The organism is Bacillus sp. RIT 809 (assembly GCF_016892495.1).
GTDB lineage: Bacteria > Bacillota > Bacilli > Bacillales > Bacillaceae_G > Bacillus_A > Bacillus_A cereus_U.
This window is the reverse complement of record NZ_JAFEMR010000001.1, coordinates 372,795-396,466: the sequence shown is the minus strand read 5'-3', so window position 1 is coordinate 396,466 and position 23,672 is coordinate 372,795. Positions and strand designations below refer to the sequence as shown.

The following is a 23,672-nucleotide window of genomic DNA, read 5'->3' as shown; positions in this document are numbered from 1 at the left end:
AGTTAGGTGAGAATCGAGCTGCCTATAAAAATTTGATTGGTTTAACTTAATAATAAGTGGGGATGGGAAAAGCTCCACTTATTAAAGCTTCAGTTTATTTATTTAGCGTAACATTGGTCCTGCCGAAGGATTGAGAATCAAACGTGACGGTTATTATTCCTTTACTAATAGGTTCATATGGTAATTCCTCTTCGAAACTTCCAGTATTTTCATTATGGATAGAGAGTGTTATTTCATCAACGTCTTTATTTTTATATTGATCTTTAATCGTTTCAGCGATTTGAAGTAGGTTTTCATAACTAGAAGCTTCTGTAATAAGCATTCCTTTTATAACTTTTTTTTCATTTTGTGTGGAAGAGGAATACGGGATGTTGTTTTGTTTTGTATACAGAAGTTCGTATGGAATTGTTTTTCTTTCTGCTTTTGAAACATTTGAATATTTTAGAGTTAAAAGAAACCCTATACATAAAATTATGCAAACCATAAGAACAAACCAAAAACGTGTCAGTGATATAATTCTCATTATCATCCCTCTTTCATGTCTTTGTCTTCACTATTTATCATACAAAAAGAGGATTAAGCTAGAGTAAATTTGAAGTAAAGAAACGTAAAGAAGGAGCACTTATCCTCCAAAATAAGTGCTCCTTTTTATTAAAAGAGAGATTTAACATGCAATCAAAATAATACAAATTACTATAAATTAAACATTCTTTGTCTTTCAAAAATAAGATAAAAACTAAAAGTTAGTAAATTCGGAAGACTGATAGTGTAGCTGTTGTGTCACCAGTGTTAGGGATGGAAATAGTATTTACTGTAGGTTGTACAGAGATTGTTGTACCAGCTGTTAAAGTAATAATTGTGGAGAAAGAAATCGCACTACCGATAACGTTAGTTGAAAAATTACGAGTAGGTGGTTGACCGTTGAATGAAATACCGAATCCAAACGGTGAAGAACCCGGGAAGGTTGTAGATGCAGAGAAACTAATATCGTATACTCCTGTTTCAAAAATAGTTAAAGTATCTGAAGTGTCATTAAAAGAGAGATTATTTAGTTCGAAAACTTGATCGAATTGGATATTTGTTCCAGTTGATATGGTTTGTGGATTAGAATTTCCTATTGCTGCTATAGTTACAGGGAGTGGTGTGCCCGACGGTCCAGTAGCACCTTGGGATCCAGCCGGTCCTTGAATCCCTTGAGAACCTTGAGGTCCAGTAGCGCCTTGAGCCCCCGCTGGTCCTTGAATCCCTTGAGAACCTTGAGGTCCGGTAGCGCCTTGGGATCCAGCCGGTCCTTGAGAACCTTGAGATCTAGTAGCGCCTTGAGCGCCAGCCGGTCCCTGAGCCCCTTGAGGTCCAGTAGCTCCCGTAGGACCTATTGTTCCTCCGCCAAGGCAACCTGATCCATATTGCACTAGAATAGCTTGAATTTCTGTAATGAGCTTAACGAGTTTATCGATAGTACAGCAATCGATTTTGAATAACTTAGCAATATACAATAAATAATTAAGCAGACTTTGTAGTTCAACGTATAATGCTCCGCATGAGAAAGGTGATGTCTTTAGGATAGTTAATAAGTTAGCAATAATAGAGTTTCCGACTTGTTCTTGTGCAGGTGATAAATCTAAGCAATTGAGGAATTTTTGAAGATTATTTAGGATATCAATTAGTTTATCAATATTATCTTGAGAAGGGTTTTGAAATACAGCTTGAATATTTTGACCAAGAGCTTGAAGAAGTCTAACATACTCTTTAAGTTCGGACTTAGAGATATTAATATAACTGCAAGCTCTTACTTCGCAACAATCATTACCATAGAATACTTTCCCTTTATTCTTGTTGGACATTTGTTCATTCATTTCTTTTATAGAATAAATAGCCTTTACTATATAATAAAATGAAAATTAAACTGAATTCGTGATGGACAAACTACTATTTCAAAAAATAAGAAGTTTACCCATCTTGCGAAAACAAAGAAAAATTAAGAGGTAGAGAAAGATTTATATAAGTAAAAAAAAGAATAGGCTGTAATAAAAAAACTGCACGCCAATTGTTAGGTTATATCTAACAATTGGCGTGCAGTTCGTGGAACAGTCCAACATTGTTAATGATTAATTCTTTCATGGTTTGTTTTAGGCAAAATTGGGATAGAAATAGTGAAAGTTGTACCATTTTGATTACTAGTAACTTTTAATGTGCCATTATGATTTTGAATAATTTTCTTCGTTACTGATAATCCCAGTCCCGTTCCTGAGTCTTTTGTAGAGAAAAACGGATCAAATATATATTCTTGAATAGCTGGAGGAATGCCGGTTCCATTATCTTTGAAAGTAATACGAACAAAATTATCTAAGCGATAACTAGTAATTTGAATAGAAAGAGGTTCTTCACCTTGAGCGTCGACAGCATTTTGAAATAAATTTAAAAAAACTTGCACGAGTTCATGGCGATCAATATTGACGAGTACACCATCTAATTCGGTAGAAAAATCATAGTCAATAGAAATGTTGTGCAAAAAAACTTCACTAGCAAGTAGTTGTTGAATATACTCGCGTAAAAACGTATTGATTGGAAAATGTTCTCTAGTAAATTCACGCGTTTTTGAAATAGCTAAAAATTTTGTAATAATACTATTGGCACGATCTAATTCAGGGATGAGTAGACTTTTAAACAATTCTTTATTGGATGGAGAAACGCTATCTTGTAGAAATTGCAAGTACCCACGTACCGTTGTAAGGGGATTTCGTACTTCATGTGCAATCCCAGCTGCAATTCGCCCAGCTAGGGAAAACTTTTCGGCATCACGTTCTGTATTTAAATAATGAAATACACTAATAACTCGAAAAATCTCCCCATTATAATCACGAATAATACGGTTATTTACGATGCCATAGTTTTTGTCTAACACTTCCTCATTATATATTTCGGTTCCCGTTTTTAACGTTTCAATAGCTTTAATTTGTTCTTCAGATAAGTTTAGTAATTGTTGAATTGGTTTTCCAATTATAGAATTTCGTATTACACCAAAATCATCTGCTGCAGCTTGATTACATAATGTAATGTTACCTTTATTATCAATAAAAGTGACGTGATGCGAGAATGCATCGAAAATATGAACAAAATGTTTTTCTAGTTGTTCAAATAAAAATAGTGAATCGCAAGTAAGCTGAAAGGTAGGCTCTTTATCTTTTTGTTGTATGTGTTGAATAGAATGAGATGTTCTCGTTTTTTTTATTTGCAAACCAATATGTGGATTTTTATATGTGAAATGATGTGGTAATTGATTTACAAGTTCTTCATATAACCGTACTTTATTTTCCAATTCTTTTATTCGATTTTCATGAGATAAAATAATATCGTCTTGAAGCATAAATAAATAACTCCTCAATTTAAAAATTCTTCCATCTAGTATATCATATTTTTATACGGATACTCTTAAAGAAAGAGCGACTTTATGAAAGTGATCGGATGGTATTTTTGTGAAGTAATATAGAATGAGTGTAAGCTGAAGTTGGGAAGGGAGGAATACGTTTGTTTTTTATTGGAGTGACGGGATGGGGAGATCATGATTCTTTATATAGTAATCCCTATGAAAATAGAAATAAATTGCGAACTTATAGTGAACATTTTCCCATTGTGGAAGTAGATAGTTCATTTTATGCGATACAACCTGCGCGGAATTATACAAAATGGGCGATGGAAACGCCGAAAGATTTTTCTTTTATAGTAAAAGCTTATCAAGGAATGACAGGACATATGAAAGGAGAAATCCCTTTTTCTACGTTCGATGAGATGTTTGATGTGTATAAACAATCAATTCTTCCTTTAATAGCAGCGAATAAATTAAAAATGATTTTATTTCAATATCCACCATGGTTCGATTGTAAAGTGAAAAATGTAGATTTACTTCGGTACACGAAAGAAAAAATGGAAGATTTCCCATGTGCAATAGAATTTCGAAATCAAACATGGTTTTATCCAGAGATGAGAGATAAGACGTTACAATTTTTAGAACAAGAAAAATGGATTCATACAATTTGCGATGAGCCTCAGGCAGGAATAGGATCAGTACCGCTTGTATTAGAGGCAACAAATTCAGACATGGCGTTAATACGTTTTCATGGCCGGAATGTTCATGGATGGCTTGACAAAGGAGAAAATTGGAGAGCGGTTCGTTGTTTATATCGCTACAATAATAATGAGTTGAAAGAATGGGTAAACCGATTAGAGCAATTGAAAAAAAAGACTAAGGACATATACGTTTTGTTTAACAATAATTCGGGTGGGGATGCGGCGGACAATGCGAAACAGTTGATGGAAATGGCGAATATTACATATGGCGAGCCGAAACCAGAGCAATTAAATTTATTTGAATAAATACAAACAAGAAAAGCACTGTACAAACAGGGGGAATGTACAATGCTTTTCTATATGAAAAAGAGGGGTAACAATGTTACTGAGCGTTTGGTTGATTCATCAATTGTTGGCTTCATAATAAATGATAATGGTTATCATTATCATAGTCAATAGTTTTTCGAAAAATAAATAAAAAACTTTTGATATTTTGAAAATAAATAAAAAAAGAACAGCGATTACTGCTGTTCTTTTCCATTGACGAATTGTTGTAAATCAAAAGGAGTTATCGCTTGGATAAATTCCTTTGAGATAAGTGTTTGAACAAGAGTGCTTTCAGAAATTGTAGCACCTGTTTTCTTTTCATAAGATTTCTTTAATAAATCAAGTTTTTCAGCCGTTTCTTTCGGTAATTCAATTGTTAATGTGTTCATAATTTCTCCCCCTTACTATTAGATTACCACTACAGTATAGGAGAGACAAGAAAAGAGAATATGAAACATAAAAAAGGTTACCAAATTTACAAATGGTAACCTTTTTTATGTATAAGAGTTATTAAGCAATACCGATATACTTTAAAGTTTTTGATGGAGTACTGTGATCAAAGAAGTGTTGTAAAAATGCAATATCAACACCTGATTTGTATGCACAATAGCCCCAAGTTTTTCGAAGTGTATGTGAGCTAATCCCTTCTAATCCAACTTCTTTTGCAGCTTTGTTTAAAATGTACCATGCATGTTGTCTCGTAATAGACTTTGTTCCTTTTTGAGACTTTAATAATGGTTCATTACGTTTCCAAGTTTTACGTTCTTTCATGTAGTCTTCGATTGCGTGCTGTAAGTCTTCATTTACAGCAAACCATTTATGTTTCTTTACTTTTTCATTGTAAAATAAAATGGAATGGCGAACATTTTCGTCTTCATCGATTACATCACTAACTTTTAATTGTAAGATTTCACTTACTTTTAAGCCAGAATTTACAGCTAATACGAATAATAAGCCATCACGTTTCGAAGATTGTAAAAGTATATTTTTGATAGTTTCTAATTGTTTTTCGTTTTGAATAGGTTGTCCTGCTTGTTTCATTTCACGCACTCTCCTCTTTTATATGTGTAAAGGAAAGGATTAACTTGTTTCTTACTATAAAGGGAGAGTGTGAATTTCATGTGAACTCCTAGTGAAATTAAGACAAATTATTTGACTTCTTTCACTTTTTGTAAATTAAAATAAAATACAACGCTATTAGTGGTATTATACACACCGTACTCGGCGTGATGGAGATCTAAAATGTTTTTTACAATGGATAACCCAAGGCCAGTACCTCCAGTATGACGGCTACGAGAAGCGTCTAAACGGTAGAAGCGATCCCAAATTTTTTCAAGGCTTTCCTCTGGAATAGGATTGCCTGTGTTTTCAATTTCGATTTTCACTGTATCTTCCGTTTCTACAACAGAGACGTGTATTTTTTCACCATCTGGAGTATATCGAATTGCATTGCTAAGTAAGTTTACAACTACTTGCTCAATACGGCTACGATTTGCTTTAACAAATAGAGAAGAGTCAGCATGGATGTCCACTTGTAAATGTTTTTCCTCCATACTAAATAATAATTTTGTATAGATTTGTTGAATTAATTCACCGATTGAGAATGTCGAAATTTCTAGTTTGTACGTACCAGATTCTAGTTTTGCTAATTCTAACATTTCAACAATGAGCCTGTTCATATTATCTGTCTCTTCCAAAATAACATTTGTATAATATGTCGTATCTTTACTTACGCCATCTTGAATACCCTCAGCGAAGCTACGAATAACACTAAGTGGTGTTTTTAATTCATGAGATACACCAGAAATGAATTCTTTTCTCGTTTTTTCTAATTGACGTTCGCGTTCAATATCTTGTTGTAATTTTGTATTGGCAACATTTAATCGGTCGATGCGATCTTTTAAATTTACAGAGAGTGTATTAATACTACTTGATAACCCGCCAATTTCATCGTCTGCTGTAACAGGTAACTTCTCGCTAAAATCAAAGTTGGCCATTTTTTTTGTAACGCGATTTATCTTAATTAATGGTTTAACAATGATTTTTGAGTAGTAGAAGGATAACAAAATAATAACGAGAAATACGATAATTAAGGCATAGACATAATAATCTTTTAAAACGAGCATCGCTTCATTAACAGGTTGTAAAGATGCTATCGCAAAAGCGTACTCCTTAATTTCTCCGTTTTCCATAATAGGCTTTACAAAGACACTGTTTTTTATATTTTCCCCACTATCTAAAATATACGTGTTTAATTGATTTGAATTAGAAGTACCTTGTCTAATAGTTCTTGCAAAATATTGAACGGCTTGTAATGTTTCAAAATCCTTTGCAAGACGAACCTCAGTCTTGGAAGGAAGCTGTAATTTAGATATTACCCCAGTAAAATGGATTGGAGAACCAGTATTATCATATCGATTTTTAAGTTTATTTTTAGATGGATTACCACTAATGGATTGAAAATCTGAATTGAATTGTTCATTTTCCCATCTAGTATTATTAGTTATTAATTCTTGAGGTGTTATTATATTATTCGGTTGGAGTAGTCCGTCTACATAAATTATTCCATCTTTTTTTAATCCTAAGTTTGCGAATTTATTATATTCTTCTGGTGTTAAAAGATTGTTAAGGGGGATGGAATAGGTTTTATTATTGTTAGGGTTAATCACATCAATGTAAAAACTGTTTTCACTTTTAATAATTCCGTTAGAATCTAAAAATTGGATTTCGGCATTTGTTTTATCATGAAATTCTTGTTTTAATTTTCTAGTTTCCTCAAATCCTTGATCACTTTTTTCATAATTATCTACGAATTTTTCAAAAGCCGTTTGAACGGTTTTTACTTTCTTATTAATATAGAACTTCTCTAAAAATAGAGATTGTCCAAGGAAAAAAAGGAGAAATATGATTGTAAATAAAGTTGATGTTAATAAAAATAGTTTAAAGACGATGCTTCTGTTCTTCACTGTTTCACCTCGTATGAAAAATACTGTAATATAAATGATTTCTTAATTATAACAAAGGTTACAAAAAAGTAGAGGGGATAAATCTGTCTCTCTCTAAAGTAGTTTTTTATAGAAAGTCACATAAAGAGAAGGTGCAGTGACTGTCGAAGTATTGTAGCATAAAAAAGAACTCGCCAGACGTATGACAAGTTCTTTAGTGTGCTATTGCTGAATTGCTGCATCTAAAGCGATTTCAATCATTTCGTTAAATGTAGTTTGACGCTCTTCAGATGTTGTTTCTTCACCAGTGAAGATATGGTCGCTTACTGTTAATACAGATAATGCATTTACACCATATTTAGCTGCTAATGTGTAAAGAGCAGTCGTTTCCATCTCTACTGCTAATACACCGTAATCTCCAAGTTTTTTAACCATGTCCATGCTCTCACGATAAAATACATCTGCTGTTAATACGTTACCAACACGAACGTGTAATCCTTTTTCTGTTCCAGCATCGTAAGCTTTCTTTAAAAGATCAAAGTTTGCAGCAGGAGCAAAATCAAAACCTGGGAATGTTAAGCGGTTCATATTAGAATCTGTACAAGCCGTCATCGCAATAATAATGTCACGTACCTTAACATCTTTTTGAATTGCACCACATGTCCCAACACGAATTAAATTTTTCACTCCGTAGCTTTGAATTAATTCGTTTACATAAATAGAAATAGAAGGAACACCCATACCTGTACCTTGAACAGATACACGCTTTCCTTTATAAGTTCCAGTGAAACCTAACATGCCACGCACGTTGTTATAACAAGTAACATCCTCTAAAAATGTTTCAGCAATATATTTTGCACGTAATGGATCACCAGGTAATAGAATAGATTCAGCAATTTCGCCTTGTTTTGCTTCAATATGTACACTCATGAAAAATCCTCCTTATAATGTATTGATAGAAATCAATATCATTTGCATTATACACTACGACTCCTTTCAATTAAAATCTTTTTTATTTGTAATATGTGCAAAAGAGGAGGATTTCATAAATCATAATCTAGAATATATATTTAAGAGGTTTTGCATGGATAAAGACAATAAAAATGGTAGGTGATATTTTGAAAAATCTTGTCATTGGGCTTATTGCACTAGTACTTATTGTGGCAGGAGGATTTTACATAAAAAAATATCAAGAAACTGTAGAAACGACCGGAGATGTTCAAGAAGTGAAATGGGATGTGAAGAATAAAAAGGGAAATGAAAAAGTCGATATTTCGTTTCAATTGCTAAATAAAATGAATAATGAAGTTCGTGGTGTGAACGATCAAATTCGAGCAGTGATAGTGGATGGGAATTTGAAAAACATACAACAAACGAAGCCTATATTTGCTGGAAATGGATCGTATAAGCTATCTTCAGATGTAGCAAAAGGTGAAGAGTACACGATATTTTTGTATGAAGATGAAAACAAGTCCGTGGAATCATTTTCTAAGAAAGATTTTGGTGAAGAAAAAAAGGAGAAAAACAAGGACAAGAATAAAAAGAAACTACCTGTCGATACTGTACTTACAAAAAATATAGGAGAGCATCAAGTGTCTCTTTTATTTGGTGCATTACATCCGAATGAGGCAACGACATTAACATTTCAGTTTCAAGCGAAAAAGGGAGAAAAGTTGAAATTAAATTCAGGGAGAGGTGAAGTCAACGCTATATATATCGTTGATGAAACGAGGAAACATTTTTTATATGCCATTCCTGTTGATACGGATGAACAATTACAATATCGTATTACATTTCCAGAAGAAGGAACATATAAAATATGGGGGGATTTCTATATAAATGGTAAGAAGTATGAAAAGGAGTTTAGTATACAAGTGCAAAAACGAAAAAACAGCTAAGTACTTAGCTGTTTTTTCGTTTTCCTATTAATTTTGTTACAGAGAGCATTGTAATTGGTAAAGAATGATTCTTTCGAAATGCTAAATATTTTCCACTCCATGCAGGTTTGTATTTTTCTTTGAAATGTCGTAAACCGCTGAAGCTATATGTGTAACGAACGTTATTAAATATTGCAGCAGCAACTCGTTCAGACCAGAACGCTTGCGTTGATAAACCGACATTTGAGAGTGGTGCCATACCAATATTAAAGGAATGGTATTCATTTTCTTTTGCCCAGTGGAATAAGTGGATAAAAATTGCATCCATAATTCCGCTAGGGGCATCTGGATAATAACGCATTAAATCAACAGATAATATGCCACTTTGATATACTGGCATAAAGGTTGTGAATGCAATGATTTTTCCCTCTGCATCAGATAATGTAGCGATAGGGGCACGACTAATATACTCACGATCGAAGTACCCAAGTGAAAATCCTTTCTCTTTTTTTCCGCCGAGCCAAGCATCAGACACTTTCTTTAATTCCTTGTATAATTCGTCTGAGAATGGTGGCTCATGAATAGAGAATGTATAACCTTCTCGTTCAAAACGGTTGAAAGTAGCTCGCATACCAGCACGTTTTTTTCCTGTTATTGTAAAGGTATTTAAATCAACGACAGCCTCTTCGCCAAGTTTAAAGAAGTTGTAGCCGAAATCGTGGTATAAGCTCATCCATTTGCTTTCAATTTGATAGAATACGCAAATATACCCAAATCGATCAGCTTCAGCTAAAAATTCTTGTAACACAGTGCGGTAGGAGGATGGATCACCAATTGGATCACCTAGTACAACAAGACGTTTTCCAGTAATTGAAAAGAGAAGAAGTGCTTTTCCGTCACTACTGAAGAAGAACTGTTTATCTCCTAAAAAACCTAAATGACTAAGTACGTTCCCACCATGTTCATCTAAGAAGTTTTCTAACCTTTTATCATTTGCTGGTTGCCCGGGAAATTGACTACGGTAACGATTGGCAATTAGTGAACCGATAAGTAAAAAAGTAGGAACGAAAAAGGCTGCTGCTAATGCACTTCGTTTAACTTGTGTAATATTTCGAACGACAAAATCAGGTTGGAACGCTTCTTTTGCACCCGCAAATAAAATACCTAAGTTTTTATATAAATATAACGTAAGTAATAAGAAGATAAACACTTTTACGATGTCAGAAAGAGAGACTTCCATTTTCTCGCGTACAAATCTTTTACGAAGCATATACAACACAGCAAGTACGATTAATAAAATAAAGGTTTCTTCAATATCAATTCCTTTTAGGGTATTAAAAATTGCTGCTCCAATTAAAGAAACAATCGTCATATAGTAAGAACGCTTTGTTCCATAATATATGCCTCGCGAAAGAATCAGGAGGAGAATACCGAATGTTAATGATAAGCTAAAAGAAAATTGAATAAGGTGCTTTGGAGCTAAAATATGTAAGGCGTGAGCTCGATTTATACTAGTCGGTAAAATTGTTGATAGAATAACCATTAAGCCAGCGAATACGGTTAAAGCGGCGGATGCCCATGAACCTAATTTCCCTAAAAAATCACGTTGTAAAGTCCAAATTACACCAGTTGTTTCTAATGCAGGTGCAATAAATGGTTTATCTTCAATTTTTTTTATGGCCGCTCCTGTCATTTCAAATGCTGCAAAAATGAGACCAAGGCAGAATGGTAAGATGTAATAGACAAGTCGATATAATAACATAGCGGGTAGTAATACGCCTGTATCAACTCCGTATTGTCCTAGTCCGGTTAAGAAAACAAGATCAAATGAACCAAGGCCACCAGGGACAAGACTTACGACACCAGCTAAAGCAGCAATTACATAAACACCTAAAAACTTTTGAAATTCGATATCAATTCCAAACAATATTAAAATGACGTACATAACGATACCAGCAGATACCCACTCGACTAATGAAACTAATGAATATAAAACAGTTGGATTTTTCTCTTCTTCTTCAGTCTCTTGTCCGTCTAGCTGTTTTGTTTTTCTATTTTTAATTTTAGAAAACCCAATATATATAGGAACGAAAAGAGCAAAGAAGATAAGAACAGGCCATAACCACGGTTTTTCGTGCAGAATAAAACTAGTGTCTAATATCCCAATAAGGCCGAGGAATGACAGAATGGCTAATCCGTTAATAAAAGCGGTTGTCATCCAAGCAATGCTTTTAATAAGTTTCCCATTCTCTTTTATATGTGGACGATAGAGCATTGTACGTACACCGGCACCAACAAGACCACCAAAACCGATAAATCCATTTAAAGTATTTGCAATCCATGAGATGCGGAAAATCTTTTGTACAGGTATATCTGCTTTTAAGTAACGAAGCATAACAAAGTCATAAAAGAACATTGTTGAAACAGCAAATGCACCGAGTGTAATCGCTAAAAATACCCCACCAGTTGGAATGTTTTTAATTGTTTCAATTGCTTCTAAAAAAGAAATGCCTGCTAATTCTTTTTTAGCTTGAAAGAAAACAATTGTTAAGACAACAAATGGGAAGATTATTTTCCCGATTTGTAAGAAACGTTTCCATGAAAACGACATAAATACAACTCTCCTTGTGTAAGAAAACTGAGACAATAATATTATTATGACAAACTTCAAGAAAAATAAAAAGGTAAATTCCTGTATAGGGAAGCTATTTTTTATATAGGTTTTATTTAAAAGAATATTTCGTTTATCAGAAAATTAAGTTAAGATAAGATGAAAGAAGGAAGAGAGGGGAAGTAGATGATTATAATAGGTTATGCAGGATATGAGTTAGAAAAAGCAAAACCGAATACATCAGAAGATTTTTTCAACAGATCTGAAGTGACATATATATTAAATAATCAAGAAAAAACCTTTTCTGTCTTATATGTTCGATATTTTGAAGAAATTTTACAAGAAATTACCCCTTTTGAAGGAAATCCAGTTTATAAAGTAGAAGAACAAGACGTATATTTACGAGATATTGTAGCGATCGCTTGTTTAGTGAACAATAAAGAGCTACGCGCGCAGAAGCGCTTGTATCTCAATGAAGTAACAGACTTTCAACGATACTTTGACGAGGGAACAGTGGTGAAAGTACAAGAAATATTAGCTGAATTACATAAAAATAAAAGAGTAGAAATAGCGTAAAACGGCAAAGGAGAGAGAAGCCATGTCTAATTTGATGGTTGAAAATCAAACAGAACAAGTTTCTATATTTTTAGAAGATGTAATTTCCTTGATAACTAATTATGTGAATTATCATACGTTACCTTCTTTATTGGAGGAGACACCAACAGGAAACGAGCAATATTATAAAGGTATATTAGCATCAATAAGAAGACTTCTTGTTTTTTGTGAAGAAGGACTTGATGCATGTTTTGTTTTGTTGAATGGCCAACCATTTCGAAAGACCGCAGCTGAAAAAGTTTTATATAAGATTTACCATCAAGTAATTGCAGAGTTTTTTTCGCCAAAGAATGATCATTGGTATGAAAATAGTCGTTCTGCTTATACAGGGAAAAATTCTATTGTTTTTCAGCAAATCCCTCCTGTATCTATAGAACGAGTGATGAAGGAGTTAGAAGGGAAATTTCAATTGATGCGTGAAGAACTAGAATATTATGAGACAGATTACCAAACAAAAATGTTGCACAAATATTAATTAAGGAAAAGAAGCTAGGGACACTTAGCTTCTTTTCCTTTTGTACAGTTATATAAGGGATTTTCATTGAATATATTTAAGTGGATAGCAATAAGGAGGTGTAACATGAGTCAGCAAGGTGTATTTACAGATTACTTTCATGAAGTAGAAAGTTGGTGTGAAAGTGTTCTTCACGTATTAGATAGCCGTGCAATGGAAGTGTATGATGTCCATATGCTTGCTTATAAAATTCAGACGTTATTAGAGCGTATGAAAGAGCATGAATACGACACAGATGCCGAGTTTATGTATGAAATAAGTGAGGATGTAGAACATATTCAACACCATTTACAGGAAGTATTTATGCAAGAAGGAGAGGAATATGAACTATGTGAAAGAGGGGATAGCGAACGAGCTGTTCCGATTGGGGGGCATACCCTTCCACCATTACCTTATCCATATAATGCGCTAGAACCGTACATTTCACGAGAAATTATGATGTTACACCATGATAAACATCATCGTAGTTACGTGGAAGGATTAAATAAAGCAGAGAAGATGATGGAAGAAGCGAGAAAAACAAATCAATTTGATTTAATTAAGCATTGGGAAAGAGAAGCGGCTTTTCATGGATCAGGTCATTACTTACACACGATATTTTGGAATAATATGAAAAAAGATGGGGGCGGGGGTCCACGAGGGGCATTATCACAAGAAATTGAGAAGGATTTTGGGAGTTACTTACGTTTCCAAAAACATTTTACAGAGGCGGCCTCGAAAGTTGAGGGGTCTGGATGGGCAATCCTTGTATGGGTGCCTCGGTCCGGAAGATTAGAAATTTTGCAAAGCACGCTTCATCAATTGTTTACACAGTGGGATACGATACCACTCCTTGTACTGGATGTATGGGAACATGCGTATTATTTACAATATCAAAATCGAAAAGATGAATATATTAAAAATTGGTGGAATGTTGTAAATTGGCCAGATGTAGAAAAGAGATTTGAAAGTGCGAAGCAAATTGAATGGACACCGTATTAGACGCATATCCCATGCGTCTTTTTTAGTGAAGGTGGAAGGAAGATTTCGTTCATATTTTAAAAGGCCAAGCATAAACTTGTACAAAAAGTGCCAAAAGGACGTGGGGGGGAAATATGAGACGGATTTGTATAATAATTACGCTAATTATAATGTACGCAAGCGTTATGCCGATTCCTGCATATGCAAAAATGAACGGTGGTGTCAGTGCTCGTAACGCAGTCTTAATGGAACAACAATCCGGTCGTGTGCTATATGGAAAATTAGAACATGAGCCACAAAAAATTGCTAGTATAACAAAAATTATGACAGCATTGTTAGCTGCTGAATCAGGAAAAATGAAAGAGTTAGTATCGGTTAGTAATGAAGCGGTACGAGTAGAAGGATCGGCAATTTATTTAAAACCTGGACAAAAAGTGAAGCTAGAAGATTTAGTTTACGGATTAATGCTTAGATCTGGTAATGATGCAGCACAAGTAATTGCTGAAAATGTGGGAGGGAGTATAGAAGGGTTCGTATATTTAATGAATGAAAAGGCGAAAGAAATCGGAATGAAAGATACACATTTCTCAAACCCGCATGGCTTGGATGGGGATGGATCGCATTATTCGTCGGCTTATGACATGGCATTATTAACGAAATATGCAATGGGGAACGAGACCTTTAAGAAAATTTTTGGAACAAAAACGTATAAATCAGATTCTTGGGATTATCCGTGGAAAAATAAACATAAGCTTGTGACATCTTATTATGAATTTGCAACAGGGGGAAAGACAGGTTTTACGAAGAAAGCAGGACGGACGCTTGTCACAACAGCTTCAAAAGATGGACTAGATTTAATTGTCGTAACTTTGAGTGCTTCTAGTGACTGGGATGATCATATGAATTTGTTTGATAAAGGCTTTGAACGCTATAAGCAAGCGAAAGTTTTAGGACAAGGCGCACTCGCTGAAATAAATGAAAAGAAATATGCCAATCATGTTTATACGAAAAATAGTTTTTCTGTACCTTTAACTGAAGAGGAAAGAAAGAGCGTGTTATTGAAAGTTGAGCTCGATAAAAGTGAAAAACTTACGGATGGAGTAAAGATTGGGAAGACAGAAATTTATGTAGGGAACGAGAAAGTTGGAGAACGAAATTTGTTTTACAGTAAACGAAAGTTAGTAGCTACAACGGGAATGTATTGGAATAACGTAAAAGAAATCTTCTCTTACATGATAGGTGTTGGGATAGATGGTTAATCTCGTATGGGCAGCGATGGCAGTTATAGGGATTGTGTATGCCATGATAAATGGAACGATGGAAGAAGTGACCAAAGCAGTGTTTGAAGGGTCAAAAGATGCTGTAACGATTTGTATTGGACTTATTAGTGTTTTAGTATTTTGGCTCGGTTTAATGAAAATTGCTGAGGAAGCTGGATTGTTAAAGAAGTTAGTATCACTTTTTATGCCGATAGTAAAAAGATTATTTCCAGAAATACCGAAGGATCACCCGTCAATGGGATTCATTTTATCAAATATGATGGCGAACTTTTTTGGGTTAGGTAATGCAGCAACACCTTTAGGTATTAAAGCAATGGAACAACTGAAAGAGTTAAATGGTGGAAAGGATTCAGCAAGTCGTTCTATGGTGACGTTTCTAGCATTAAATACTTCAGCAATTACATTAATTCCGACTACTGTCATTTCAATTCGAATGACTTATGAATCAGCAAACCCTACTGAAATCGTTGGCGTAACATTTATAGCACAAGTGTTATCGATGATTGGAGCGATTTGGATTGACCGCTATTTTTACCGGAGAAGGAGTAGAAAGGGGCGGAAAAAATGAGTATTGTAAATACAATTTCATTATGGGTAATTCCTTGTGTAATTGGTTTTATCCTTTTGTATGGCACGATAAAGAAAGTTCCAACGTATGAATCGTTCGTTGAGGGCGGAAAAGAAGGGATTCAAATTGCGGTTTCCATTTTGCCGTTTATGGTTGGAATGCTTGTATCTATTTCTATTTTCCGGGCATCAGGTGCTTTAGATGCGATGATATCGGTAATGAAGCCGATGTTAGACTTTATTCATGTACCAGCCGAAATCGTTCCACTTGCACTTATACGTCCGATTTCGGGATCTGCTGGTTTAAGTATTACGACCGATTTAATCGCTACATATGGGCCAGACTCGTTTATTGGTAGGTTAGCTTCAACGATGCAAGGTAGCACAGATACGACTTTTTATATATTAACAGTATACTTTGGGGCTGTCGGTATTAGAAAAATGGGAGATGCATTAAAGGTGGGACTTTTTGCGGATTTAATCGGAATTATTTGTTCGATTGTGTTTGTTTCCCTATTGTTTCGGTAATGCTATTCATTTTTTTCGCTATTTCGCTTATAATACGTATACGACCACTATTAACGTGTAGTTTAATAGTGGTTTTTTTATGCGGTATTTTTGACAAAATGGTGAACTTTTATCGTGGACAACATGAAAAAGTGTAAATAATAATAAAGGGTGAAAACGTGGTATAGCCTTTATACGTTTATTATCATTGCTATGTTGTTAAAGATAGGCGAAGTAAATGGCATAAAGCTTAGGCGGTTGCCAAGTCTTTCTAATGTAAGGTAAGATAAATTTGAGGTGAAAAAAAGAGATGGAACGATTACAAAAAGTGATTGCGCAAGCAGGTATTGCATCGAGAAGAAAGGCTGAGGAATTAATTCAGCAAGGGAAAGTGAAAGTTAATGGAAAAATAGTGAAGGAGTTAGGAACAAAAGTAACTCCTCAAGATAAAGTGGAAGTAAATAACATCCCTCTTGAAAAAGAAGAACCTGTTTATTTTTTACTATATAAACCAACTGGTGTAATTTCAAGTGTATCAGATGATAAAGGAAGAAATGTTGTAACAGACTTTTTCCCTGAAATTAGACAACGTTTATTCCCAATCGGACGCTTAGATTATGATACGTCTGGCGTATTATTGATGACAAATGATGGTGAATTTGCAAATGTATTAATGCATCCGAGATATAAGGTTGAAAAAACGTATGTTGCGAAAATTAAAGGGCCATTAACAGGTGATAAAATTCGCATGTTAGAACGAGGTGTTGCATTAGAAGATGGGAAAACAGCACCAGCACAAGTGAAAATTATTTCTTGGGACAAGCGTAAAGAGATGGCGATTGTACAATTAACGATTCATGAAGGACGTAACCGTCAAGTACGCCGCATGTTTGAAGCGTTAGATTGTAAAGTAATGAAACTAAAACGTGAACGTTATGCCTTTTTAGAAGTGGGTAGCTTGCGTCCTGGTGATGCAAGAGAATTGACACCACATGAGGTGAAACAATTACGTGCATTGGCTTCTACAAAGCCTCGCTAATTTATATTGTGAAACTTTCACCAGTGGAATGCTCCGCTGGTGATTTATTAAAAAATACATATATTTATCACTCGTCGAAGAGAGGGGAGACAATATGAAAAAAAATCGCTTATTATTTCGTGTTATCATTTTGCTCATTTTAAGCGGTGCGGTAGGGTTTACGCTATATCAAGGATTTTTTACTGATAAAGAGAAAATGCAAATTGGAAAAGAAGCACCTAACTTTGTTGTAACTGATTTAGAAGGAAAGAATATAGAATTAAAAGATTTAAAGGGAAAAGGTGTATTTTTAAATTTTTGGGGAACTTGGTGTAAACCTTGTGAAAAAGAAATGCCTTATATGAATGAGTTATATCCGAAATATAAAGAAAAAGGCGTTGAAATTATTGCCTTAGATGCAGATGAAACGGATATCGCAGTGAAGAACTTTGTGAAACAATATGATTTGAAATTCCCAGTTGCAATTGATAAAGGGCAAAAGATCATAGGTACATATGGAGTAGGCCCATTACCAACAACCTTTTTAATTGATAAAGAAGGCAAAGTAGTAGAGCAAATTATAGGTGAGCAAACGAAGGAACAATTGGAAGAGTACTTAAAGAAAATTACTCCATAATTAAGAAAGCCTTTACATAAGAGGTGCTTACGTATAGCGCCTTCGCTTTAAAAATTCTGAGTATTGCGGTAACTCTAAGCTGGAATATACAATAGTACATATAGATAAAAGGGCGGTGAGAGCTTTGAAAGAAATTAAGTGTGAATGTGGACATGTTAATCCGATAGGAACCATTTTTTGTGAAGCATGTGGGAAACCATTTGAAAGTAATGAAAATATGAAATTATTGGATATGAGATATGAGGGGAGTGCCCGGAGATCTCTCACACATACAAAAACGATAGTCGATAAAATTTGGAGTTTTTTCTCTTCTGTAAAAGTAGGTGTATGGTTAATCGTAATAACTTTAGCTGCATCGGCAATAGGAACTATCTTTCCCCAAGAAATGTACATAACTCCAGGAATCGAACCAGCTGAATATTATAAGACCGAGTATGGATTTTTAGGACAATTATACTATCAATTAGGATTTAATAATTTATATGGATCATGGTGGTACATGATTTTAATTGCTTCCATTGGTATTTCACTTGTTATATGTAGTTTAGACCGTGTCATTCCTCTTTATAAAGCTTTAAAAAAACAAGGGGTGAAAAGACACCCAAGTTTTTTAAAAAGACAGAGAGTGTACGGGACTGGTACGCCGCATGAAGGTGACTTAGAACGAGTTCAAATTAATTTAAAGAAACGTAATTATAATGTGAAAGAGGAAGACGGGAACGTTTTAGCGGAAAAGGGACGTTTTTCCCGTTGGGGTCCATATGTAAACCATATTGGTCTTATTATCTTTCTATTCGGTGCAATGCTACGTTTTTTACCGAGTATGTATGTAGATGAAGCACTTTGGTTACGTGACGGTGAAACGAAAGAAATACCAGGAACAGATGGTCAATACTATTTGAAAAACGAAAAGTTTATCAAGGAAGTTTATGATAAGAGTAAGGATAAAGAAGTTTTTGATGAAGCAATTGATCGTGTTGGTGATAAAATGATTGCGAAAAACTTCCAAACAAATGCTGTATTATATAAAGCGGTAGGAGAAAATATAGCGGGTCAAAAACCAAAGTTAGAAAAGGTAAAAGAAGCTGAAATTCGAGTGAATGAGCCACTGAAATTTGATCAATTTGCTGTTTATCAAGTGGATTACAAAGAAAGTGAATTTAAAAGCATGTCTTTCCATTTGCAAAACAAAGAAAATAATCAAAAGTGGGGACCGATTAAAGTAGATTTAGCGAATCCTACAGAAAAATATGATTTAGGAAATGGGCATTCTCTAGAACTATTAAGCTATTTTCCTGATTTTTATTTTGATGAGAACGGAAGGCCGAATACGAAAACAAAATTACCGAATAATCCTGCATTCGTCTTTAAAATGTTTACCCCGGAAACACCAGATGGTGAAGTTAGTTTCGTCGGTATTCAGCAAAACATAGAGCCTGACGGGAATAATAAATATAAAATGTCATTTGCAGGTGTGGAAATGCAAAATGCAACAGCTCTTACAGTAAGAAAAGATTTGACGCTTTGGATTCTCGGTATTGGAGGATTTATATTTATGGTTGGTGTGATTCAAGGTATGTATTGGAACCATCGCCGTATTTGGATACAACGTGTTAATGATGAATGGTGGGTTGCAGGCCATACGAATAAAAATTGGTTCGGCTTAAAGAAAGATATTGAAAGAGTACTAGAAGGAACAGCGATTCCACAACCACACGATAAAATGAATGATAAAAAAATTAGTTAAGGTGGGGAAACGATATGGTACAAATAAGTAGTAATTTTCTGTTCGCCGCGTTCATCTTATATTTAATTGCAACTTTATTTTTTGGAGGATCAATTAAAGAAAAAGGTCATAAGTGGGCAAATATAGGTATAACTATAGCAATTTTAGGATTTATTGCGCAAATAGTATATTTTATTACAAGATGGATTGCATCAGGACATGCACCCGTTAGTAATTTCTTCGAGTTTGGTACCTTCTTCGGTATGATGCTTGTGGGAGCTTTTATCATTATGTACTTTGTATATCGTGTAAGTATTATTGGTTTATTTGCTTTACCGGTAGCTCTTTTATTAATCGCTTATGCAAGTATGTTCCCGAGAGAAATTTCGCCGCTTATTCCATCTTTAAAGAGTAATTGGCTACATATTCATGTAACGACAGCGGCAGCGGGACAAGCAATATTAGCAATTAGTTTTATTACAGGCGTAATGTATTTACTGAAAAATGTAGATCAATCAACAAGAAGTAAGCGTACATTTTGGTTAGAGACAGTAGTTTTCACACTTGTTTGTACAGTTGGATTTATTGGAGTAACAACGGTATTTTCTAGTATGAAATACGAAGCGAAGTTTCAATGGATTGATAAAAATGAACAACAAGTTGAGATGAAGTATAATCTCCCTGCTTTAGTTGGACCGCATGAAGGGAAATTAATGACGGAAAATAAATTAGAGCCAACAGTTGAAGTCCCAGCGATTGTAAATGCGAAAAAATTAAATACTGTTATTTGGTCAGTGTTAGTCGGAACACTACTTTATATTGTATTAAGACTTGTTTTACGTAAGCGAGTGTCAGCTGCACTTCAGCCGTTAGTAAAGAATACGAATAGTGATTTATTAGATGAAATCGGATATCGTTCTATTGCGATAGGATTCCCAGTGTTTACATTAGGAGCGTTAATCTTTGCAATGATCTGGGCTCAAATCGCTTGGACGCGCTTTTGGGGGTGGGATCCAAAAGAAGTTTGGGCGCTTATTACTTGGCTCTTTTATGCTGCAGTATTGCATTTACGTTTATCTAAAGGATGGCATGGAGAAAAATCCGCCTGGCTTGCAGTAATTGGTTTTGCAATCATTATGTTTAACTTTATTGTAGTAAACTTAATTATCGCGGGTTTACATTCATATGCATAGAGAAATAAAATAGGAGAGTGTATGTCACTTTCCTATTTTATTTTTGTCAATTTTTCTTCTTTTTTGAGAAAAACATGACAAAGTAGTGGTTGATTCTGTAAAATGATGTCGAGGACCAAATATACTGTTCAAAAAAAATACATAGTTTTGGAAAAAAAATGAACAAACTTTATTATTCTTGTGAAGCATAATATGGGAAGTGGAACGTTAAAAAATGCTTAATTAAACGAGGATAGGTGCAACATTATATTGTAGAAGGGTAGGTGTAAACCGTTGTGGTAAAAATACGCAGCGGGTAGAAATGGAAAATGAATCAAGAATTTTAATTGTAGACGATGAGGATCGTATTCGTCGTTTATTAAAGATGTATTTAGAAAGAGAGCAATACACAATTGAAGAAGCGGATAATGGTGATACAGCTTTAGAAATGGCATTACAAAATGATTATGATTTAATCCTATTGGATATTATGATGCCTGGTAAAGATGGTATCGAAGTGTGTAAAGGGATTCGTGAGAAGAAAGCGACGCCAATTATTATGCTGACAGCAAAAGGTGAGGAAGTAAATAGGGTACAAGGGTTTGAAGTTGGAACTGATGATTATATTGTAAAACCGTTTAGCCCGCGTGAAGTAGTACTTCGTGTGAAAGCGGTATTACGCCGCGCTGTACCAACGACATTCTTTACACAAGATACAACGACGAAAGATGTTACTGTGTTCCCTCATTTAACAATTGATAATGATGCACACCGTGTTACAGCGGATGGCAATGAAGTAAACTTAACACCGAAAGAATATGAATTACTATTATTCTTAGCGAAAGCTCCGGATAAAGTTTTTGACCGTGAGCAATTGTTAAAAGAAGTATGGCAATATGAGTTCTTCGGAGATTTACGTACAGTTGATACACATGTAAAGCGTTTACGTGAAAAGTTAAGTAAACAATCACCAGATGCAGCGAAGATGATTGTTACCGTTTGGGGCGTTGGTTACAAGTTTGAGGTTGTGAACGACTGATGCTTTGGAGAAGTGTAGTAGGGAAGTTATGGATGACCATATTACTTCTCGTTTCGTTTGTTCTTGGATTTGTTGCTATTTTACTTTCACAGTTTTTTAGAACGTATTATGTTGATATGAGTGAAGCTAGGCTTCAGAAAGTTGCAACAAGTGTCACGGAATTAATTGAAGAAGGTGCCGATGTAAAAACGATTGAGGATATTGCTTACAAATTTTCTGATCCACTTTCAAGGATTATCATTGTAGAAGATGGTAAGGAAATTTCTTCTTCGCCGAAACAAGAAGGATTAGTTACTCTTACAATAGATGATTTGAAAAATGATAAAGAATTAGCAGCTGTTTTTACAGATAAAAAGGATATTAAGAATAATATTAGAAAAGCTTCTAATAGTAGGAAGAATAAGAACACTGAAAATGATATTATGATCGTCGGGAAACCAGTACAGTCAAAAAATCAAAGTGCGGTGTTTGTATATGAATCATTGCAAGTTCCAATACAAGGTATGGAGAGAACGACTGATTTTATTTTCTTATCAGCCGGGATTGCGATTATTTTAACAACTTTCTTTGCATTTTTCTTATCTACTCGAATTACGGCACCGCTTCGTAAAATGCGTGAGGTTGCATTTGAGGTAGCGCGCGGGAAATTTGATACGAAAGCCCCTATGGTGTCGCAGGACGAAATTGGTGAGCTTGCAACTGCTTTAAATCAAATGGGGAAACAGTTGAAGTTTAATATGAATGCCCTACAGCAAGAAAAAGAGCAGTTAGCTAGCATTTTGAGTAGTATGGCAGATGGTGTTATTACGTTAAATCAAGAAGGTGAAGTTGTTGTTATCAACCCACCGGCAGAGCATTTCTTACAAGTTTGGCAAGAAGAAAAAGAAGTGGAGTTAAGTAAAAAACTGCCTTCTGAACTTGTTGAACTATTCCATCTCGTTGTAGAAAGTGAGCAACAACAAGTTGTTGAAATTAATTTGCAAAAAGGTAACTACGTAGTTCTTATGACACCGCTTTACAATCAAACAAAAATTCGCGGAGCTGTAGCAGTATTGCGAGATATGACAGAGGAGCGTCGTCTTGAGAAAATGCGTCAAGACTTTATTGCGAATGTATCACATGAACTCCGTACACCGATGGTAATGCTTCAAGGATATAGTGAAGCAATTTTAGATGATATTGTGCAAACGAAAGAAGAAATTAATGAGTTTGTTCAAATTATTTATGATGAATCTGTTCGTTTAGGTAAACTTGTAAATGAGCTATTAGATTTAGCCCGTATGGAAAGTGGGCATGTAGAGTTACATATAGGTGAAGTAGATATTCACCCATTTGTCGAAAAAATTGGCCGTAAATTCCAGGGGATTGCAAAGGATAAAGAAGTCCAATTAACAGTGGATTTCCAAAGTCCAATTGAACAATATCCGTTTGATGCAGACCGTATGGAACAGGTATTGACGAATTTAATTGATAATGCAATCCGTCATACAAATGCAGGTGGACATGTTACACTTGTAATTAATACGAAAAATAGTGGCCTTACTTTCGAAGTGCAAGATTCAGGTGCTGGTATTCCAGAAGAAGATATTCCGTTCTTGTTCGATCGATTCTATAAAGCTGATAAAGCGAGAACGCGCGGGAAAAAAGTTGGAACTGGACTCGGGCTTGCGATTGCTAAAAATATTGTTCAAGGTCATGACGGGAAGATTTCTGTATCAAGTGTCATTGGAGAAGGAACTATATTCTCTGTATATTTACCAAATCGTATAATTTAGATATGCATGTTTTTTAAAGGTGATCATGAATATA

General features: G+C 34.7%; 22 protein-coding genes. 14 read left to right on the top strand and 8 right to left on the bottom strand.

Features of this window, described 5'->3' with window-relative positions; genetic code table 11:
* Positions 1 to 94 precede the first annotated feature (94 nt).
* The 3 genes from JTF23_RS01975 to JTF23_RS01965 form a co-directional block, all read right to left on the bottom strand.
* The gene (locus tag JTF23_RS01975; protein WP_002158629.1) at positions 95 to 523 is read right to left on the bottom strand and encodes a hypothetical protein; all 429 of its coding nucleotides are present in this window, start codon (positions 521 to 523) and stop codon (positions 95 to 97) included.
* A 220-nt stretch (positions 524 to 743) separates the two neighbouring features.
* Positions 744 to 1,844, bottom strand: coding sequence for a Gly-Xaa-Xaa repeat protein (locus tag JTF23_RS01970; RefSeq protein WP_204207967.1), 1,101 nt, complete (start codon positions 1,842 to 1,844; stop codon positions 744 to 746).
* Positions 1,845 to 2,101: 257 nt separating this feature from the next.
* On the bottom strand, positions 2,102 to 3,367 hold the full coding sequence (locus tag JTF23_RS01965) for a PAS domain-containing sensor histidine kinase (RefSeq protein ID WP_204207966.1): 1,266 nt from the start codon (positions 3,365 to 3,367) through the stop codon (positions 2,102 to 2,104).
* Positions 3,368 to 3,528: 161 nt separating this feature from the next.
* On the opposite strand from JTF23_RS01965, the gene JTF23_RS01960 reads away from it, so the two are divergent.
* Positions 3,529 to 4,374 carry a DUF72 domain-containing protein gene (locus tag JTF23_RS01960; protein WP_078174427.1) on the top strand — a complete coding sequence of 282 codons (846 nt, stop codon included), beginning with the start codon at positions 3,529 to 3,531 and terminating at the stop codon, positions 4,372 to 4,374.
* Positions 4,375 to 4,589: 215 nt separating this feature from the next.
* Here JTF23_RS01960 and JTF23_RS01955 read toward each other — a convergent pair whose 3' ends face one another.
* From JTF23_RS01955 to deoD, 4 genes are all read right to left on the bottom strand, one after another.
* Positions 4,590 to 4,784, bottom strand: coding sequence for a DUF3924 family protein (locus tag JTF23_RS01955; protein WP_002149425.1), 195 nt, complete (start codon positions 4,782 to 4,784; stop codon positions 4,590 to 4,592).
* A 121-nt stretch (positions 4,785 to 4,905) separates the two neighbouring features.
* Positions 4,906 to 5,436, bottom strand: a complete 531-nt coding sequence (locus tag JTF23_RS01950) for a tyrosine-type recombinase/integrase (RefSeq protein WP_000806230.1) — start codon at positions 5,434 to 5,436, stop codon at positions 4,906 to 4,908.
* Between the two features lie 107 nt (positions 5,437 to 5,543).
* On the bottom strand, positions 5,544 to 7,361 hold the full coding sequence (locus JTF23_RS01945) for a sensor histidine kinase (protein WP_204207965.1): 1,818 nt from the start codon (positions 7,359 to 7,361) through the stop codon (positions 5,544 to 5,546).
* A gap of 201 nt (positions 7,362 to 7,562) precedes the next feature.
* A complete protein-coding gene (deoD, locus tag JTF23_RS01940) occupies positions 7,563 to 8,270 on the bottom strand; it encodes a purine-nucleoside phosphorylase (protein ID WP_002158622.1) in 708 nt (235 codons plus the stop codon).
* Positions 8,271 to 8,443: 173 nt separating this feature from the next.
* Between deoD and JTF23_RS01935 the strand changes: the two genes are divergently transcribed.
* On the top strand, positions 8,444 to 9,238 hold the full coding sequence (locus JTF23_RS01935; RefSeq protein WP_078174425.1) for a hypothetical protein: 795 nt from the start codon (positions 8,444 to 8,446) through the stop codon (positions 9,236 to 9,238).
* A 4-nt stretch (positions 9,239 to 9,242) separates the two neighbouring features.
* On the opposite strand, the gene mprF is transcribed toward JTF23_RS01935, so the two are convergent.
* On the bottom strand, positions 9,243 to 11,828 hold the full coding sequence (gene mprF / locus JTF23_RS01930) for a bifunctional lysylphosphatidylglycerol flippase/synthetase MprF (RefSeq protein ID WP_204207964.1): 2,586 nt from the start codon (positions 11,826 to 11,828) through the stop codon (positions 9,243 to 9,245).
* A gap of 186 nt (positions 11,829 to 12,014) precedes the next feature.
* Between mprF and JTF23_RS01925 the strand changes: the two genes are divergently transcribed.
* The 12 genes from JTF23_RS01925 to resE all read left to right on the top strand — a co-directional run bounded on the left by JTF23_RS01925 (position 12,015) and on the right by resE (position 23,638).
* Complete coding sequence (locus JTF23_RS01925; protein ID WP_002149420.1) at positions 12,015 to 12,404, top strand: hypothetical protein; 390 nt, start codon at positions 12,015 to 12,017, stop codon at positions 12,402 to 12,404.
* 22 nt (positions 12,405 to 12,426) lie between these two features.
* Entirely contained in the window at positions 12,427 to 12,918 is a 492-nt protein-coding gene (locus tag JTF23_RS01920) for a YpuI family protein (protein WP_002149419.1), read from the top strand.
* 105 nt (positions 12,919 to 13,023) lie between these two features.
* Entirely contained in the window at positions 13,024 to 13,938 is a 915-nt protein-coding gene (locus tag JTF23_RS01915) for a superoxide dismutase (RefSeq protein ID WP_016104311.1), read from the top strand.
* A 113-nt stretch (positions 13,939 to 14,051) separates the two neighbouring features.
* A complete protein-coding gene (locus JTF23_RS01910; RefSeq protein ID WP_002158617.1) occupies positions 14,052 to 15,176 on the top strand; it encodes a D-alanyl-D-alanine carboxypeptidase family protein in 1,125 nt (374 codons plus the stop codon).
* Positions 15,169 to 15,765 (top strand): spore maturation protein SpmA, encoded by a 597-nt coding sequence (spmA, locus tag JTF23_RS01905; protein WP_002086662.1) that lies wholly within the window; start codon positions 15,169 to 15,171, stop codon positions 15,763 to 15,765. Before JTF23_RS01910 ends, spmA begins: the two co-directional genes overlap by 8 nt.
* The gene (gene spmB / locus JTF23_RS01900; protein WP_002086660.1) at positions 15,762 to 16,292 is read left to right on the top strand and encodes a spore maturation protein SpmB; all 531 of its coding nucleotides are present in this window, start codon (positions 15,762 to 15,764) and stop codon (positions 16,290 to 16,292) included. Before spmA ends, spmB begins: the two co-directional genes overlap by 4 nt.
* 289 nt (positions 16,293 to 16,581) lie before the next feature.
* The gene (rluB, locus tag JTF23_RS01895) at positions 16,582 to 17,310 is read left to right on the top strand and encodes a 23S rRNA pseudouridine(2605) synthase RluB (RefSeq protein ID WP_002064494.1); all 729 of its coding nucleotides are present in this window, start codon (positions 16,582 to 16,584) and stop codon (positions 17,308 to 17,310) included.
* Between the two features lie 94 nt (positions 17,311 to 17,404).
* A complete protein-coding gene (gene resA, locus JTF23_RS01890) occupies positions 17,405 to 17,926 on the top strand; it encodes a thiol-disulfide oxidoreductase ResA (RefSeq protein ID WP_002064495.1) in 522 nt (173 codons plus the stop codon).
* Between the two features lie 124 nt (positions 17,927 to 18,050).
* The gene (gene resB, locus JTF23_RS01885) at positions 18,051 to 19,673 is read left to right on the top strand and encodes a cytochrome c biogenesis protein ResB (RefSeq protein WP_078174424.1); all 1,623 of its coding nucleotides are present in this window, start codon (positions 18,051 to 18,053) and stop codon (positions 19,671 to 19,673) included.
* A gap of 14 nt (positions 19,674 to 19,687) precedes the next feature.
* Positions 19,688 to 20,845, top strand: a complete 1,158-nt coding sequence (gene resC / locus JTF23_RS01880) for a cytochrome c biogenesis protein ResC (RefSeq protein WP_002158615.1) — start codon at positions 19,688 to 19,690, stop codon at positions 20,843 to 20,845.
* Positions 20,846 to 21,146: 301 nt separating this feature from the next.
* Positions 21,147 to 21,863, top strand: coding sequence for a DNA-binding response regulator ResD (gene resD / locus JTF23_RS01875; protein ID WP_002158614.1), 717 nt, complete (start codon positions 21,147 to 21,149; stop codon positions 21,861 to 21,863).
* On the top strand, positions 21,863 to 23,638 hold the full coding sequence (resE, locus tag JTF23_RS01870; RefSeq protein WP_087947258.1) for a sensor histidine kinase ResE: 1,776 nt from the start codon (positions 21,863 to 21,865) through the stop codon (positions 23,636 to 23,638). Before resD ends, resE begins: the two co-directional genes overlap by 1 nt.
* The last annotated feature ends 34 nt before the right edge of the window (positions 23,639 to 23,672 follow it).